The following is a 15,404-nucleotide window of genomic DNA, read 5'->3' as shown; positions in this document are numbered from 1 at the left end:
CGGCGGACCGGGCCGAGCCGGCACGCGGGCAGGACCGCGTCAGCCGCAGCAGTCCGTCTCCAGGCCGCGCGGCAGGCGGTCGCCCGCCGCGAAGACCGTGCAGGTGGCCTCGTGGCCGCCGAGCGCGGCCACGGCGAGGAGGAGGGAGCCGGCGGTCCACGTGGTCAGTTCGCGGGGCCAGACGGCCTCGTCCTCGAAGACGTAGCCCGTCCAGTACAGGCCGGTGTCCGCGTCGCGCAGGTGCTGGATGGACTGGAGCAAGGACAGGGCGTGGTCGGACTCGCCCACCGCCCAGAGCGTCAGGGCGAGTTCGGCCGATTCCCCGCCGGTCACCCACGGGTTGGGGACGACGCAGCGCACCCCGAGTCCGGGCACCACGAAGCGGTCCCAGCCCGCCGCGATGCGCGCCTTGGCCTCCGTGCCGGTCAACGCGCCGCCCAGTACCGGGTAGTACCAGTCCATGGAGTAGCGGTCCTTGTCGAGAAACCGCTCCGGGTGCGCGCGGATCGCGTGGCGGAGCGCGCCGACCGCCAACTCCCAGTCGGGTTGGGGTTCTTCACGCTGCTCGGCGATGGCCAGCGCGCAGCACAGCGCGTGGTGGACCGAGGAGCACCCGGTCAGCAGCGCGTCCGCGGTGTCCGTGCCGTCGTCCTCCCGCTTCCAGCCGATCTGCCCCCCGGGCTGCTGGAGGCGCAGCACGAACTCGATCGCGGCGTACACGACGGGCCACATGCGGTCCAGGAAGGTGTCGTCGCCGGTCGAGAGGTAGTGGTGCCAGACCCCTACGGCCGTGTAGGCGACGAAGTTGGTCTCCCGGCGGCGGTCGGTGACGTCGTCGTGCGCCCCGTCCGCGTAGGCCGCGTACCAGGAGCCGTCGTCGAGCTGGTGGCGGGCGAGCCAGGCGTAGGCGCGCTCGGCGGCCTCGTGCTCGCCGGCCGCGTCCAGGGCCATCGCCGCTTCGACGTGGTCCCACGGGTCGAGGTGGTGCCCGCGGAACCAGGGGATCGCGCCGTCCGGCCGCTGGGCGGCGAGTATGCCGCGTACGGTCGCGGCGGCCTGCCCGGCGGTGAGGACCCCGGGCAGGACGAGGTGTTCTGTCCGGGGAGTCGTCACGTGGCGTCCGCCTCGGCGCGCCCGGCCGTGGCGGGCAGGTGCGGCTTGGTCGCGTACGCCACGAAGCTCTTGCCGATGAGCGGGTTCAGCGCCTGCTCTGCCATCCGGGTGGCCAGCGGCTTCTTCATGATGTCCCAGACCAGCAGCTTGTGGTAGGCGCGCACCGGCAGGACCTGGTCGTTGTCGACGCCGAAGGCGCACTTCAGCCACCAGTACGGCGAGTGCAGCGCGTGCGCGTGGTGGGTGCCGTAGGGCTTGAGGCCCGCCTCGCGCATTCTGGCGAGGAGTTCGTGGGCCCGGTAGATGCGGATGTGGCCGCCCTCCACCTCGTGGTAGGCGTCGGACAGGGCCCAGCAGACCTTCTCGGGGCCGTAGCGCGGCACGGTGACCGCGATCCGCCCGCCGGGCCGGAGCACCCGGACCATCTCGGCGAGGACGCCCTTGTCGTCGGGGATGTGCTCCATCACCTCGGAGATGATGACGACGTCGAAGGAATCGTCGGGGAAGGGCAGCGCCAGCGCGTCGCCCTCCATGGCGGTCGCGGTCGCCCCTTCCGGCGCCTCCCCGGCCTCCTTCATCGCCGCGAACCACTTGGCGACCTCGCGGATCTCCTCGCCGTTGCGGTCCAGCGCCACGACCCGGGCCCCGCGCCGGTAGCACTCGAACGCGTGCCGGCCGGCGCCGCAGCCGAGGTCCAGCACGCGGTCGCCCGGGGCGAGCGGGAACCGGGAGAAGTCGACGGTCAGCACGTGGCCCTGCTTTCGCGGTTGAGGTCGGCGTCGGTCGTGGTGGGGCCGGTTCCCGCGGGGGCGGCGGCCGCTGCGGGGCTGTCCGCGCGGGAGCGGGCGAGGGCCTCGCGGTACCGGGCCACGGTCCCCTCGGCGGCGCGGGCCCAGGTGAAGTGCCGCAGGACCCGCTCGCGCCCGGCCCGGCCCAGCCGGAGACGCAGCTCCGGGTCTCCCAGCAGCCGGCCGAGCGCCACGGCCAGCGCCCCGGCGTCGCCCGGCGGCACCGCGAGACACGTCTCGCCGTCGCGTCCCGCGACCTCGGGGACGGCGCCCCCGGTCGTGGCGACCAGCGGGGTGCCCGTGGCCATGGCCTCGGCGGCCGGCAGGGAGAAGCCCTCGTACAGCGACGGCACGCACGCGACCTCGGCGGAGCGGACCAGGTCGACCAGTTCGGCGTCCGAGATGCCCTTGACGAACTCGACGGCGTCTTCGAGGCCGTGGCGTGCGACGGCCTGCGCGACCGGGCCCCGCTCGGGCCGTTTGCCGACGACGACGAGGTGCGCGGCGGGGTGTTCGGTGCGCGCCTTCGCCAGCGCCTCGATGAGGAACACCAGCCCCTTGAGGGGCACGTCCGCGCTGGAGGTGGTCACGATCCGGCCGGGCACCTGCCGCACGGCCGGATCGGGTGAGAACAGGTCGGTGTCGGCGCCGATGTGCACGACGTGGACGCGGTCCTGGCGCACCCCGAGGTGGTCGACGATCTCCTGGCGGGAGGTGCCGGAGACGGTGAGCACGGAGGGCAGCCTGCGCGCGACGCGCTTCTGCATGCGGGTGAAGGCGTACCAGCGCCGCAGGGACCAGCGCCGCTGCCATCCCTCGGCGGCGTCCAGCTCCAACCGCCGGTCCACGGTGATGGGGTGGTGGATGGTGGTGACCAGAGGCGCGCCGATGTCCCCCAACAGCCCGTATCCCAGGGTCTGGTTGTCGTGGACGATGTCGAACTCGCCGCGCCGGGCGCGCAGATGGCGGCGGGCGCGCAGCGAGAAGGTCAGCGGCTCGGGGAAGCCGCCGGTCCACATGGTGGCGACCTCCAGCGCGTCGATCCAGTCGCGGTACTCGTCGCGCGCGGGGGTGCGGAAGGGGTCCGGCTGGCGGTAGAGGTCCAGGCTCGGCAGTTCGGTCAGGCGCAGCCGGTCGTCGTGGCCGTCGCCCGCGATGTCGGCGAGCGTGTCGAGGACGGGGTACGGCTGGGCGGCGATCACCTCGACCCGGTGGCCGAGTCGGGCCAGTTCGCGCGAGAGGTGGCGTACGTAGACGCCCTGGCCGCCGCAGAACGGGTTTCCCTTGTAGGTGAGGAGCGCTATACCGAGCGGTCGCTCGCCGTCCGCGGCCAGGTCCGCCGGGGACCCCGCCTGACTGGGCTCAGCGGTCACTCCGGGCCCCCTTCTGGCTGCACTGTCCCGCGACATTACGCCGGGACGCTAATCTAGAACAAGTTTCAGACTTGATCGTTCAGGAGGTTCCGAATCTACCGGCAGGTAGCCACGCGGTGAGCAGCGGATCGGGTGATTCGTGCCACGGCCCGCGCCACTGCCCGCGGTCCGCCCCCTTGCCCCCACCGACCGTCACGGAACGGGACCCATGCCTGCGCGAGCCAGTACCTCCCGGCCGGCCTCACCGCCCCTCACCGAGCGGCAGGAGGCCCGCCGCCGCCGCATCCTGCGCGCGAGCGCCCAACTGGCCGCCCGGGGCGGCTTCGACGCCGTGCAGATGCGGGAGGTCGCGGAGTCCTCGCAGGTGGCGCTGGGCACGCTGTACCGGTACTTCCCGTCCAAGGTGCACCTGCTGGTCGCCACGATGCAGGACCAGTTGGAGCGGCTGCACGGCACGCTGCGCAAGAAGCCGCCGGCCGGGGAGAGCGCCGGTGAGCGGGTGGCGGAGACCCTGATGCGCGCCTTCGGCGCCCTCCAGCGCGATCCCCACCTCGCGGACGCGATGGTCCGCGCGCTGACCTTCGCGGACCGCAGCGTGAGCCCGGAGGTCGACCAGGTCTCCCGGCAGACCACGGCGATCATCCTGGACGCCATGGGACTTCGGGAGCCCACCGCCGAGCAGCTCTCGGCGATCCGCGTGATCGAGCACACCTGGCTGTCGGCCCTGATCACCTGGCTCTCGGGCCGCGCCTCCCTCGCCCAGGCGAAGACCGACATAGAGACGGCGTGCCGGCTGATCGACCTGACCACGCCTGACGCGGGGCATGAATAGAACCTACGAGACGGGTTCCCTTCGCCGGTATTGCCCGGATCAGGTAATGGGGGTCGCCTTCGGGTCCGACTGCTACCCTCCGGCCTCTCAGCCCGACCGTCGACGTCGGCCCCAGCGGATGCCGTAGCGTCTCGCCAAAGTCGGCTACTCCGGTCGAACTCCCTCACTCGCCTCGTAGGCCACCTCCAGGATAAATCCGTATGCACCGGATGGAACCCCCCAATTCGAAGATTTTTTAGGTTCCTCGCGGGCCGGGCGAAGACCGGTTTCGGCCACCCCTCGGGGCCTTTTCGGTCGGCCGGTAGAGTGACCGGGTCGTCATCACACCCGTTCGGGGGGAAGCCGGTGGAAATCCGGCGCTGACCCGCAGCCGTGAACCGCCCGCGAGGGCGGCGAGCCGGAATGCCCCGGGCGGAATGTGACCGGCTCATGTGCTCGGCGGATCCGCCGGCGCATCGCACCGTCGAGGTATACGGAGCCGAGCCGCCGGGGTGTCCCGTGCTGTCCGGCTCCCCACAGGGAGAGGCACCCGCCGATCATGAACTTCCGCCGCAGCGCCGCGGCCCTGGCCGCCGCCGTCGTGATCGGCAGCGCGGCCCCCGCCGTCGCTGACACGTCCGCCGCCCCGTCCTCGCCGGCCCTTCCGGCAGGGCTCTACGGCACGACCGACCCCCAGTACGACGGCGTGTGGCGGCAGTCCCTCGCGCTGCTCGCACAGCACACCGTCGGCGTGCGGCCCGCCGCCAAGGGCGTGGACTGGCTGGCCGGACAGCAGTGCGCCGACGGCTCCTTCGCGGCCTACCGCGCCGAGCCGGGCAAGGCCTGCGACGCCAAGGTGATGGCCGACACCAACAGCACCGCCGCCGCCGTGCAGGCCCTCGCCGCGCTCGGCGGCCACGACACGGCGGCCGGCAAGGCGGTGTCCTGGCTGAAGTCCGTGCAGAACAAGGACGGCGGCTGGGGATACATGCCCGGCGGGTCCAGCGACGCCAACTCGACCTCGGTCGTGATCGGCGCGCTCGCCGCGGCCGGACAGAAGCCGGAGAGCGTCGTCAAGGACGGCAAGTCCCCCTACGACGCTCTGCTCGCCTTGGCCCTGCCGTGCTCGGGTGACGGAGCCGGCGCCTTCGCCTTCCAGCCTGACAAGAAGGGCAAGCTCGACGCCAACGCCGACGCCACGGCGGCCGCCGTCGTCGCCGCGCTCGGGCAGGGCCTGGCCCCCGAGGCCGGCGGCAAGGGCAAGGACGCGGGCGGCGCGGCCCGTTGCGAGGACTCCGGCAAGCCCAGCCCCGACCGGGCCGCGGCCAACGGCGCCTCGTACCTCGCGCAGGCCGTCGCCAAGGACGGTCACCTCACCTCCTCCTTCCCCGGCGCCACCGACCAGCCCGACTTCGGCAACACCGCCGACACGGTCGTCGCCCTCGCCGTGCAGGGCGGATCCGCGCAGGCGCAGAAGCCGTTGAAGTGGCTGGAGAAGAACTCCGAGGCGTGGGCGAAGCAGAGCGGTCCCGCCGCCTACGCCCAGCTGGTCTTCGCGGCCCGCGCGGCCGGCACCGACCCGCGTGACTTCGGCGGTGTCGACCTGATCCAGCGGCTCAACGCAACCGGACCGGCTCCCCAGGCCGCCGAGGGCAAGGACGCCACGGACTCCGCGAAGAGCGACTCCCCCTTCGGCCTCTGGTGGACCATCGGCGTCTTCGCCGTCGCGGGCGTCGGCATCGGGTTCCTGCTGAGCGGCCGGAAGAAGCAGGGACAGTCGTGACCCGCCGGCTCCGGGCGCTGTGCGCACCGCTGCTCGCCGCCGCGCTCCTGCTGGTGGCCGGCGCCGGCCAGGCCCAGGCCACCGGCTACCGGTACTGGTCCTTCTGGGACCGCGACGGCGGGAAGTGGGTGTACGCCACCGAGGGCCCGTCGACGGCGCGTCCCTCCGACGGCGACGTGCAGGGCCTGCGCTTCGCGGTGAGCGAGGACTCCCAGGACGCGAGCAAGCCGCGCGCGACGGCCGACTTCGCGGCCATCTGCGCGAAGACGCCCGCCGAGAAGGGCAGCAAGCGGGTGGCGCTCGTCCTCGACTTCGGCGTCCAGGCGGACGCCCCGGCGGGCGAGACCCCGCCGGCGCCGCGCACGGAGTGCGCCCGGGTGCCGTCCGACGCGACCACCGCCGAGGCCCTCGCGGCCGTCGCGAAACCGCTGCGGTACGACACCAACGCCCTGCTGTGTGCCATCGCCGGCTACCCGCAGAAGGGCTGCGGCGAGCAGGTGGCGGCCGGCAAGACGGAGCAGCCGGCCAAGGACGAGCCGCACGAGGGCCCCTCGGTGGGCCTCCTCGCGGGCGGTGCCGCGGTGGTCGTACTGGCCGCGGCAGGCATCTGGCAGGCGCGGCGGCGCAGGGATGCGTGACGCCGTGCGGAGCCGCGGACGGGCGGGCCGCGCCGGCGGCGCACCCGCCCGCGGCTCCGCCGGTGTCCACGCGGGCGCCTGGTGGCTGTGGGCCCTGGCCCTGGGCACCGCGGCCACCCGCACCACCAACCCCCTGCTGCTCGGCCTGCTGCTGGCTGTCTCCGGCTACGTCGTCGTGAGCTGCCGCCCCAACACGCCCTCCGCGCGGTCCTACACCGCATTCGTCAGGCTCGCCCTCGCCGTCCTCGTCATCCGCCTGGTCTTCGCCGTCGTGCTCGGCTCGCCCATCCCCGGCTCGCACGTGCTCGTCTCCCTGCCCGAAGTCCCGCTGCCGCACTGGGCGCAGGGCATCCGCCTGGGCGGCCGGGTCACGGCCGAGGCGGTCGTCTTCGCCCTGTACGACGGGCTGAAGCTGGCCACGCTGCTGGTCTGCGTGGGCGCCGCGAACGCCCTCGCCGCGCCCGCCCGGCTGCTCAAGTCCCTGCCCGGCGCCCTGTACGAGACCGGGGTCGCCGTCGTCGTCGCGCTCACCTTCGCCCCGCACCTGGTCGCCGACGGCCGGCGTCTGCGGGCCGCGCGCCGGCTGCGGGGCCGTCCCGACCGGGGCGTCCGCGGCCTGGTGCAGGTCGGACTGCCGGTCCTTGAGGGTGCGTTGGAGCGTTCCGTCGCGCTCGCCGCCGCGATGGACGCCCGCGGCTACGGCCGTACGGCCGAGGTCGCGCCCGCGGTCCGCCGTACCACCGCCGTGCTCACGCTCGGCGGCCTGCTCGGCGTCTGCGCCGGGACGTACGGGCTGCTCACCGCCGAGGGCGGCACCTACGGACTGCCGGTGCTGCTCACCGGGGTCGCCGCCGCCCTGGCCGGACTGTGGCTCGGCGGGCGCCGCTCCCCGCGCACCCGCTACCGCCCGGACTCCTGGAACCCGCGCTCCTGCCTGGTCGCGGGGTCGGGCGCGCTGGTCGCGGCCCTGCTGGCGCTCGCCGCCGCCCGCGATCCCCAGGCCCTGCACCCGGGCGTGGTCCCGCTCGTCGCGCCCACTCTTCCCCTGTGGCCCGCCGCCGCCGTACTCCTCGGTCTGGCCCCCGCGTTCGCCGCACCCGCGAGTCCCGCCCCCAAGGAGCCGTCGTGATCCGCTTCGAGGATGTCTCCGTCACCTACGACGGAGCGGCGGAACCCACGGTCCGCGGCGTCGACTTCGAGGTGCCCGAGGGTGAACTCGTCCTCCTCGTCGGCCCGTCGGGCGTCGGCAAGTCCACCGTGCTGGGCGCGGTCAGCGGACTGGTGCCGCACTTCACCGGCGGCACCCTGCGCGGCCGGGTCACCGTGGCCGGCCGGGACACCCGCACCCACAAGCCGCGCGAACTCGCCGACGTCGTCGGCACCGTCGGGCAGGACCCGCTGTCGCACTTCGTCACGGACACCGTGGAGGACGAACTCGCCTACGGCATGGAGTCGCTGGGCCTGGCCCCGGACGTGATGCGGCGGCGCGTGGAGGAGACCCTGGACCTGCTGGGCCTGGCCGGCCTGCGCGACCGCGCCATCGCCACCCTGTCCGGCGGCCAGCAGCAGCGGGTCGCGATCGGCTCGGTCCTCACCCCGCACCCGAAGGTCCTCGTCCTGGACGAGCCGACCTCGGCGCTCGACCCGGCCGCCGCCGAGGAGGTCCTCGCCGTCCTCCAGCGGCTCGTGCACGACCTCGGCACGACGGTCCTCATGGCCGAGCACCGCCTGGAGCGGGTCGTCCAGTACGCCGACCAGGTCGTCCTGCTGCCCGCCCCGGGCGCCGCCCCGCTGCTCGGGCCCCCCGCGGACGTCATGGCCGTCTCCCCGGTGTATCCGCCGGTGGTGGACCTGGGCCGCCTCGCGGGCTGGTCCCCGCTGCCGCTCACCGTCCGCGACGCCCGCCGCCGGGCCACGGACCTGCGGCAACGCCTTGACGGCCGGGAGCCCGCACGCTCCGGGACGGCACCGGCGGCAGCGCTCCCGTTCCGCGCACCCCGTCCGGACCCCCGTCCGGCGCCCCGGTGGCGGCTGCGCCGCGCCCCCGCCGCCGAGCCCGTCCCGGCGGGCGCGCCCGTGGCCGAGGTCCACTCCCTCGGCGTCCGGCGCGCGGGTGTCCAGGCCCTGCGGAACGTCGACCTGTCCTTCGCACCCGGCGAGACCGTCGCCCTCATGGGCCGCAACGGCGCCGGGAAGTCCACGCTGCTCGGCTCGCTCGTCGGCCTGGTCCAGCCGTCCGCCGGGCGGGTACGGGTCGGCGGCGCCGTCCCGCACCGCACCACGCCCCGCGAACTGGTGCGCCGGGTCGGGCTCGTCCCGCAGGAGCCGCGCGACCTGCTGTACGCCGACACGGTCGCCGCCGAGTGCGCGGCCGCCGACCAGGACGCGCAGGCCGCGCCCGGCACCTGCCGGGACCTGGTCCGCGAACTGCTGCCGGGCGTCGGCGACGACACCCACCCCCGCGACCTGTCGGAGGGCCAGCGCCTCGCGCTCGCGCTCGCCGTCGTGCTCGCCGCCCGCCCGCCCCTGCTGCTGCTCGACGAGCCGACCCGCGGCCTCGACTACGGTGCCAAGACCCGACTGGTCGCCCTGCTGCGCGCGCTCGCCGCCGAGGGACACGCCATCGTGCTCGCCACGCACGACGTCGAACTGGCCGCCGAACTCGCCCACCGGGTCGTGCTGCTCGCCGAGGGCGAGGTGATCGCCGACGGTCCGACGGCCGAAGTGGTGGTGTCCTCACCCTCCTTCGCCCCGCAGGTCACCAAGATCCTCGCCCCGCAGCGGTGGCTCACCGCCACCCAGGTCCGCGAGGCGCTGGCATGACGGCCCGCCCTGCCGACGCGAAGACCCGTCCCGCCGAGGAGAAGGTACGCCCGGCCGGCGCGACGTCCCGTCCCCGGGTGCGGGCCGTCCGGCTCGGCCCCCGGTCCCTCGCCGCGCTCGCCCTGGTCAGCGCGGTCGGTGTGGCCGCGTTCGGCTGGCCGTTCCTCGCCCCGCCCGCCTCACAGCTCAGCGCGCACGCGCAGGACGCGCCCTGGCTGTTCGCGGGCCTGCTCGTGCTGCTCGTCGCCGTCGTCACCGCGACCATCTCCGAGTCCGGCCTCGGCCCGAAGGCCGTCGCCATGCTCGGCGTGCTGGCCGCGACCGGGGCCGCGCTGCGCCCGATCGGGGCCGGGACGGCCGGAATCGAGCCCATGTTCTTCCTCATGGTGCTGAGCGGGCGGGTGCTCGGGCCGGGCTTCGGGTTCGTCCTCGGCTCGGTGACGATGTTCGCCTCCGCGCTGCTCACCGGCGGGGTGGGCCCGTGGATGCCGTTCCAGATGCTCGCCATGGGCTGGTTCACCATGGGCGCGGGTCTGCTGCCGGGCCCCGACCGGCTGCGCGGACGCGCGGAACTGCTGCTGCTCGCGCTCTACGGCTTTCTGGCCGCCTTCGCCTACGGCACCGTCATGAACCTCGCGGGCTGGCCCTTCATGGGCACCCTCGCCTCCTCCATCGCATTCGACCCGCACGCGGACATCGCCGCCAACCTGGCCCGGTTCGTGGCGTACTGCCTGGCCACCTCGCTCGGCTGGGACCTGGGCCGGGCCTCGGTCACCGTGGTCCTGACCCTCGTCCTCGGCCACGCCGTCCTGCGGGCGCTGCGCCGGGCCACCCGCCGGGCCGCCTTCGAGGCCCCGGTCACCTTCGACGCACCCTCGCCGTGACACGCCCGGCGGGACCGCCCGCATGAGCTGGGTCGCCCACGAGTCCGGGCCGTTGCCCGCCCGGTCTGGCACATATGCGCGTTCACGGCCCTGACCTGCGCGTTGAGGGCCCGCTCACACCCATACGGAGCACCATAAAAGCGGCGGAAACCAGCAAAAGGGGGTGTTTGCGGGCGGAGTTCCCGCCTGCTTTTCTGTACGGCGTCGCCAGGCTCCGCCCGGCCCGCACCGGGCGGGCTGAGCCGAGGGCACGCCCCGCCCCACACTCCGTGGTGCGCGGCAGCCCGCGATTCCCTGTCCCCGACGTGAGAGGTGATCCATGACCGTCTCCGCCCTCCGCGCCACCGCCACCCCGACGAAGGCCCTCACCACCACCGCCGTGGCCGCCGCCACCGCCGCCGCCCTGGCCCTCACCTCGGCCCCCGCCCACGCGGCCCCGCGGCACTCCGCCGCCTACGCCAAGGCGGCCGCGCGCCAGATGATCCCGGACGCCGCGCAGTTCCACGCGTTCAGCAAGATCGTCGAGCGGGAGAGCGGCTGGAACCCGCACGCCACCAACGCCTCCTCCGGTGCCTACGGCCTGGTCCAGGCGCTGCCCGCGTCCAAGATGTCCTCGGCGGGCGCCGACTGGCGGACCAACCCCAAGACGCAGATCAAGTGGGGCCTGAAGTACATGAAGTCCCGCTACGGCAGCCCGGCCGGCGCCTGGAAATTCTGGCGGGCCCACGGCTGGTACTGAGCCGGCCCCGAGCCGTCTCACGGCACCCATGGAGGGGGCGGCCCCCGATCCCCCGGGCCGCCGCCTCCGCCGTGTCCGGCCGCAACCTCCCCCTCCGTTCTGCTTTCCTGACCCCATGACGACGGACCCGCCCCCGGACGACCCCGAGGCACGCGGGCTGCGCCTGGTGGCGGTGCTGCTGGGACTGACCGTGGTCAGCGGACTGATCGACGCGGTCAGCTACCTCGGGCTCGGGCACGTCTTCACCGCCAACATGACCGGCAACGTGGTCGTGCTCGGCTTCGCCGCCGCCGGGGCACCGGGCTTCTCGGTGCCGCACACCGCCACCTCCCTGGTGTGCTTCCTGGTGGGCGCCGCGGTCGGCGGCCGGGTCGCAGTGCGCTACGGCAGCGGCTCGCGCCGCACCTGGGCCAGGGTGACCCTCGCCGCAGAGGCCGTCCTGGTCGCGGCGTCGGCCGTGGTGGCCTTCGCCTCGCCGGGCACGGAGGCCATGGTGTACTCCGTCATCGCCCTGACCGCCTTCGCGATGGGCCTGCGCAACGCGACGGTCATCAAGCTGAACGTGCCCGACCTGACGACCACCGTCCTGACCAGGACCCTGACGGGTCTCGCCGCCGACTCCAGGGCCGGCGGCGGCACCGGCCGCCGCTCCCCGCGCCGCACGGCCTCCGTGATCGCGATGCTGGCCGGCGCCGTCCTCGGCGCCTGGCTGGTCGTCCACCACGACCTGGGCATCCCCCTGCTGATCGCGGCGGCCATGGCAGGCATCCTGGCCGCGGTGACGTCGGGACGCGAATGACGCCCCCAGTGCCCTACCGGCGGCCGGGTCACCGGCTGACGTGGCTGGAGCCCGTCGGATAGTCGGGCAGGGCCACGCTGCTGACCTTCTGCCCAAGCCTGAGCATTACGTTCAGGAACAAGGGGCGGGACAACACGGCGTTGCGCAGCCGTATGCCGGCGGCGGTGCCGGGCGCGAGGAACTTCCCGGTGCGCTCACCGCCTGACTGGCAACCCCTGGCGTACTTGTGGAGCCTGCTCTCGTACCGGGCGAAGGCCACCCGGTGGTCGCCCTGGGCTCGCGCGAGTTCGCCGGCCAGCACGTAGGCGGCGACCACCGCGGTTCCCGTGCCCATGCCGCCGATGGTGGCCCCGCAGGCGGCGTCCCCGACGAGGCACACTCGCCCTGTGGACCAAGTGCCCACGTCCGCCCGGCTGATCGAGTCGAAATACAGGTCGGGAGCCTGGTCCAGGGTGCCGAGAAGACGGGGCACCTCCCAGCCCAGGCCGGAGAACGCGTCGGCGATCAGACGCTTCTGCTGTTCGGGGTCGCGGCGGTGGTACGACAACTCGGGTGCGGCGAACACGAAGAACGCTCCTGCCCGGGCCGGGTCCCGGGGGTCGGCGCCGACCGAGGCGAACCGGCCCGGGACGTTGTAGCCGATCGATCCCTTCCCCAGCCCCAGCACGTTGGGCAGCGGCCAGGTGGCGGCGTAGTAGCCGAGGTGACTCACATGGTTCTCCTCCGGGCCGAAGGCGAGGCGCCGGACGTTGGAGTGCAGTCCGTCCGCGCCGATGACCAGGTCGAAGTCACGCGAGGCGCCGTGCTGGAAGTCGACTCGCACACCGGAGGACGTCTCGGTGAGACCGGTGATCGAGTCGCCGAAGATGTACTCGGCGCAGGGGAGGCTGCGTTCGTACAGCACTCGGGCCAGGTCCCCGCGGAGTACCTCGATCTCGCCGCCCGCGAACTCGGCCGGCAGACGCAGCAGTGTCCGGCCGAGTTCGTCGACGAATCGCATCGGGCTGCCGCCGGTCTGGACACCCCGTAGTTCGGTGATCAGGCCCATGCGCTCCAGCACGGTCAGGTGCGTTTCACCACGGAAGTCGACGGCATGGCCGCCCTGGCGCAGGGCCGGGGCCAGTTCGACGACGGTGGGCCTGAAGCCGTGGTGCCCCAGCCAGTAGGCCAGCGCCGGGCCGGCGATGCTCGCGCCGGAGACAAGGACGTTCCTGTTCATGGATTCCTCCACCCCCAAAACTGTGTCCAATGGACACTAATAATTACTGTGTACCTTGGACACAGTTGGATCGGCAAGGCTGGAGCAGAAGGGGCGGCGGACATGGGTGGCGAACAGGCCGAGATGGTGCGGCTGCTGTGGGGTCCGCACCCCAAGCCCGCGCGGGGCCCCCGACCGAAACTCGACCTTGACCGCATCGCGCGGGCCGGGACCGAGATCGCCGGCTCGGAGGGGCTGGCCGAGGTGTCCATGCAGCGGGTCGCCGCACAACTGGGCGTGACCAAGATGGCGTTGTACCGCTACGTGCCCGGCAAGGCGGAGCTGGTCGCCCTGATGGTCGAGACCGCGATCGGTCCTTGCCCGCCGGCGAAGGCGCGACCCGACGGCTGGCGAGAGCAGCTGGAGGAATGGGCCCGCCAGCTGCTCACCGCCTTCAGCCGGCACCCCTGGGTACTGGACACCACCGTCGGGCCGCGGATCCCGGGACCCGCGGAGCTGTCCTGGCTGGAGCACGCCGTTTCGGCCCTGGAGGACACGGGGCTGAGCGGCGCCGAGCGGATGGACGCGGCCGTCCTGCTGGTGGGTCACGTACGCGGCATCTCCCAGCAGGCCCGTGCGGCAGGCCCCGCAGGCGGCCCCGAGGCCCAACTGGGCACGTTTCTCGGCTATTTGATGCAGTCCCACGGCGAGCGATTTCCCGCGCTCACCGGGGCACTCGCGTCAGCGGCCCAGTCCGACGAGCAGGATCAGGCGTGGGAATTCGGCCTGCAGCGCATCCTGGACGGCCTGGCCGCCCTGATCGACGAGCGCGCACGCTGACCGCGGATCGGATCGCAGAGAGCGCACACAGCGCCCCCGAGAGAAGCTGCCAGTCAGTGCTCACTCAGTCCGAGGCGCCGCACCGCATAGCTGTGATGCTCCCGCCCATGCGGTGAGCGAACCGTCGACACGAGGACCTCGGCGGTGATCTGACGGTTCGCATAGGCGCTCAGCAAGCTGGTGACCTCATGGTCCACGCGAGCCGTGATCACACCCCGGTCCACCGTTTCGATCTCGACGGTCCCGCGCAGCTTGCTGCCACCGACGAGCCTGCCCGTCAACTGTTCCTCACTCTCCTCGGGCTGGACTGCCCGCAGCGCGTCCCTGCACTGCTGGGCACTCCTCGCCCCGAGTCGCGACGCGCGCACGCCACTGTAGGGCGAACTCCAGGTCAGGCTGATGTCCACACCGGAGTCCGCCAGTACCTCCGTCAGGTCGGCAAGCCGGCTGAAGACGCGGCTGCCCAACGGAAGAGCGGCGGCAATCACCGCGTCGACGGCGCCCGGACCCGCTCCCGCCCTGTCGGTGAGATCAAGAACAGTCCACATCGCGCGGTCCAGCAAGGACTCCGCCGAGGCCACGTCAGGCAGGGGCAACTCACTCTCGTCGGCCGGCGCTTCCTCCAGGACCAAGCCGTACGAGGAGGGGAAAGTCGCCGTCGCATAGAGGCGCGTAGCCTTGCGGACCGCGTTAGGGATCGGGCCGTACTCGTGCGTCGGGCGGCTCTCGTCCAGGGCGTGGGCGACAGTCGACACAGTGTCCTGAAAGGAGACCAGCCACTGGCCAAGCACGGACGACTCGACGCTGTGCTCCTTGACTGGTGTCCCGGTCAGCGCCAGCCGAAGTGAACGCCGCTCGTGACCTGCCTCGGTGTCACCTGTCCCGAGACCCACAGCCTTCAGCAGCTTGAGCCGCTGGGCCGATGCCAGCTCGTCGGGAGACCGCACCGGGTCATGGCCGGGGGCCTTGCCCCGGTTGGCTCGCAGCCAGGCCCTCAGAGCATCCTTGTCCGAAGGGTCGGGCAGGTTCTGCGGCGCGTTCACAGCAGTACCTCCACATAGCCTCGTCGCCGGACTCCATAAGGAATGCCGCTCTGTCCGCTCCGGCAGCGCTGCCAGATCTCGTCCCAGACCCCGAGCCCCTCGAACACCTTATGGTCGCCCGGCGCCATGGCGCCGGTCAGCCCGAGGGCGTGGAAGTCGGTCGTCTCAGGGAGGCGCAGCACATACGCGTCCACACGCATACCATGCCGCACACACCAGTCCTTCGTACCCAGATTGTCCAGGTCGTCAACGACCTCAGGATCCTCGGTCGCCCGAACGTACGCCTCTGACGGTATGAGGTACGTGACATCGATGTCCTCGGGGTCCAGTTTGCCGCTGGCGAAGCTTCCGGCAAGCCAGAGCCGACCCACCGTCGCGGCGGCGATCTCGACCAGGGCGAAGTGATGTCGCAGCTCCTGGATGAGGCCGTGACGGGTCACGGAGTCCGAGAAACGCTCCGCCTTCACCAGCTCCGTTTCCACCTCGTCCCACGTCAGCGGAAACCTGCCCGGGGGAGGGCAATCCGTGAAGGGGTCGAAGGCAGGTAGCGGGGGCATAAAACTTCCTCGACT

At 73.0% G+C, this 15,404-nt stretch carries 15 protein-coding genes and 1 riboswitch; of the genes, 9 read left to right on the top strand and 6 right to left on the bottom strand.

What is annotated here, in order from left to right:
* Positions 1 to 39: 39 nt before the first annotated feature.
* From CG719_RS03970 to CG719_RS03960, 3 genes are read right to left on the bottom strand one after another with little or no spacing between them, the layout of a single operon-like run.
* Entirely contained in the window at positions 40 to 1,113 is a 1,074-nt protein-coding gene (locus CG719_RS03970; RefSeq protein WP_100567043.1) for a prenyltransferase/squalene oxidase repeat-containing protein, read from the bottom strand.
* Positions 1,110 to 1,862, bottom strand: a complete 753-nt coding sequence (locus CG719_RS03965) for a class I SAM-dependent methyltransferase (RefSeq protein ID WP_100567042.1) — start codon at positions 1,860 to 1,862, stop codon at positions 1,110 to 1,112. Before CG719_RS03965 ends, CG719_RS03970 begins: the two co-directional genes overlap by 4 nt.
* Positions 1,856 to 3,274, bottom strand: coding sequence for a glycosyltransferase family 4 protein (locus CG719_RS03960; RefSeq protein WP_100567041.1), 1,419 nt, complete (start codon positions 3,272 to 3,274; stop codon positions 1,856 to 1,858). Before CG719_RS03960 ends, CG719_RS03965 begins: the two co-directional genes overlap by 7 nt.
* A 208-nt stretch (positions 3,275 to 3,482) precedes the next feature.
* Here CG719_RS03960 and CG719_RS03955 point away from each other — a divergent pair, with 208 nt between their 5' ends.
* From CG719_RS03955 to CG719_RS03920, 8 genes are all read left to right on the top strand, one after another.
* Positions 3,483 to 4,106, top strand: a complete 624-nt coding sequence (locus tag CG719_RS03955; protein WP_100567040.1) for a TetR family transcriptional regulator — start codon at positions 3,483 to 3,485, stop codon at positions 4,104 to 4,106.
* Between the two features lie 335 nt (positions 4,107 to 4,441).
* Positions 4,442 to 4,514: riboswitch (cobalamin riboswitch) on the top strand.
* Between the two features lie 130 nt (positions 4,515 to 4,644).
* Positions 4,645 to 5,868 carry a prenyltransferase/squalene oxidase repeat-containing protein gene (locus CG719_RS03950; RefSeq protein ID WP_100567039.1) on the top strand — a complete coding sequence of 408 codons (1,224 nt, stop codon included), beginning with the start codon at positions 4,645 to 4,647 and terminating at the stop codon, positions 5,866 to 5,868.
* The gene (locus CG719_RS03945) at positions 5,865 to 6,506 is read left to right on the top strand and encodes an SCO2322 family protein (protein WP_100567038.1); all 642 of its coding nucleotides are present in this window, start codon (positions 5,865 to 5,867) and stop codon (positions 6,504 to 6,506) included. The genes CG719_RS03950 and CG719_RS03945 overlap by 4 nt, the downstream gene beginning before the upstream one ends.
* Positions 6,499 to 7,635 carry a CbiQ family ECF transporter T component gene (locus tag CG719_RS03940; RefSeq protein ID WP_234375396.1) on the top strand — a complete coding sequence of 379 codons (1,137 nt, stop codon included), beginning with the start codon at positions 6,499 to 6,501 and terminating at the stop codon, positions 7,633 to 7,635. Before CG719_RS03945 ends, CG719_RS03940 begins: the two co-directional genes overlap by 8 nt.
* A complete protein-coding gene (locus CG719_RS03935) occupies positions 7,632 to 9,329 on the top strand; it encodes an ABC transporter ATP-binding protein (protein WP_100567037.1) in 1,698 nt (565 codons plus the stop codon). The genes CG719_RS03940 and CG719_RS03935 overlap by 4 nt, the downstream gene beginning before the upstream one ends.
* Positions 9,326 to 10,213, top strand: a complete 888-nt coding sequence (locus tag CG719_RS03930) for an ECF transporter S component (protein WP_234375395.1) — start codon at positions 9,326 to 9,328, stop codon at positions 10,211 to 10,213. Before CG719_RS03935 ends, CG719_RS03930 begins: the two co-directional genes overlap by 4 nt.
* Before the next feature lie 319 nt (positions 10,214 to 10,532).
* Entirely contained in the window at positions 10,533 to 10,952 is a 420-nt protein-coding gene (locus CG719_RS03925) for a transglycosylase SLT domain-containing protein (protein ID WP_100567036.1), read from the top strand.
* 115 nt (positions 10,953 to 11,067) lie between these two features.
* Entirely contained in the window at positions 11,068 to 11,751 is a 684-nt protein-coding gene (locus CG719_RS03920; protein WP_100567035.1) for a YoaK family protein, read from the top strand.
* A gap of 28 nt (positions 11,752 to 11,779) precedes the next feature.
* On the opposite strand, the gene CG719_RS03915 is transcribed toward CG719_RS03920, so the two are convergent.
* Positions 11,780 to 12,970 carry an FAD-dependent monooxygenase gene (locus CG719_RS03915; RefSeq protein ID WP_100567034.1) on the bottom strand — a complete coding sequence of 397 codons (1,191 nt, stop codon included), beginning with the start codon at positions 12,968 to 12,970 and terminating at the stop codon, positions 11,780 to 11,782.
* 102 nt (positions 12,971 to 13,072) lie between these two features.
* Between CG719_RS03915 and CG719_RS03910 the strand changes: the two genes are divergently transcribed.
* A complete protein-coding gene (locus CG719_RS03910) occupies positions 13,073 to 13,789 on the top strand; it encodes a TetR/AcrR family transcriptional regulator (RefSeq protein ID WP_100567033.1) in 717 nt (238 codons plus the stop codon).
* 53 nt (positions 13,790 to 13,842) lie between these two features.
* Here CG719_RS03910 and CG719_RS03905 read toward each other — a convergent pair whose 3' ends face one another.
* Both CG719_RS03905 and CG719_RS03900 read right to left on the bottom strand, forming a co-directional pair.
* Positions 13,843 to 14,832, bottom strand: coding sequence for a hypothetical protein (locus CG719_RS03905; RefSeq protein WP_100567032.1), 990 nt, complete (start codon positions 14,830 to 14,832; stop codon positions 13,843 to 13,845).
* Positions 14,829 to 15,389 carry a DUF6932 family protein gene (locus tag CG719_RS03900; RefSeq protein ID WP_100567031.1) on the bottom strand — a complete coding sequence of 187 codons (561 nt, stop codon included), beginning with the start codon at positions 15,387 to 15,389 and terminating at the stop codon, positions 14,829 to 14,831. The genes CG719_RS03905 and CG719_RS03900 overlap by 4 nt, the downstream gene beginning before the upstream one ends.
* Between the last annotated feature and the right edge of the window lie 15 nt (positions 15,390 to 15,404).

Source organism: Streptomyces sp. CB01373, from assembly GCF_002803075.1.
Taxonomy (GTDB): Bacteria; Actinomycetota; Actinomycetes; order Streptomycetales; family Streptomycetaceae; genus Streptomyces.
Note: the sequence above shows the minus strand (reverse complement) of the source record. Positions and strands in the feature narration are given on the sequence as shown.

What these genes read in the sequence shown, in the direction of transcription:
- CG719_RS03955 (WP_100567040.1), top strand. Translation starts at nt 3,483, where the DNA reads ATGCCTGCGCGAGCCAGTACCTCCCGGCCGGCCTCACCGCCCCTCACC.
- CG719_RS03950 (WP_100567039.1), top strand. Translation starts at nt 4,645, where the DNA reads ATGAACTTCCGCCGCAGCGCCGCGGCCCTGGCCGCCGCCGTCGTGATC.
- CG719_RS03940 (WP_234375396.1), top strand. Translation starts at nt 6,499, where the DNA reads ATGCGTGACGCCGTGCGGAGCCGCGGACGGGCGGGCCGCGCCGGCGGC.
- CG719_RS03930 (WP_234375395.1), top strand. Translation starts at nt 9,326, where the DNA reads ATGACGGCCCGCCCTGCCGACGCGAAGACCCGTCCCGCCGAGGAGAAG.
- CG719_RS03925 (WP_100567036.1), top strand. Translation starts at nt 10,533, where the DNA reads ATGACCGTCTCCGCCCTCCGCGCCACCGCCACCCCGACGAAGGCCCTC.
- CG719_RS03920 (WP_100567035.1), top strand. Translation starts at nt 11,068, where the DNA reads ATGACGACGGACCCGCCCCCGGACGACCCCGAGGCACGCGGGCTGCGC.
- CG719_RS03915 (WP_100567034.1), bottom strand. Translation starts at nt 12,970, where the DNA reads ATGAACAGGAACGTCCTTGTCTCCGGCGCGAGCATCGCCGGCCCGGCG.
- CG719_RS03910 (WP_100567033.1), top strand. Translation starts at nt 13,073, where the DNA reads ATGGGTGGCGAACAGGCCGAGATGGTGCGGCTGCTGTGGGGTCCGCAC.
- CG719_RS03900 (WP_100567031.1), bottom strand. Translation starts at nt 15,389, where the DNA reads ATGCCCCCGCTACCTGCCTTCGACCCCTTCACGGATTGCCCTCCCCCG.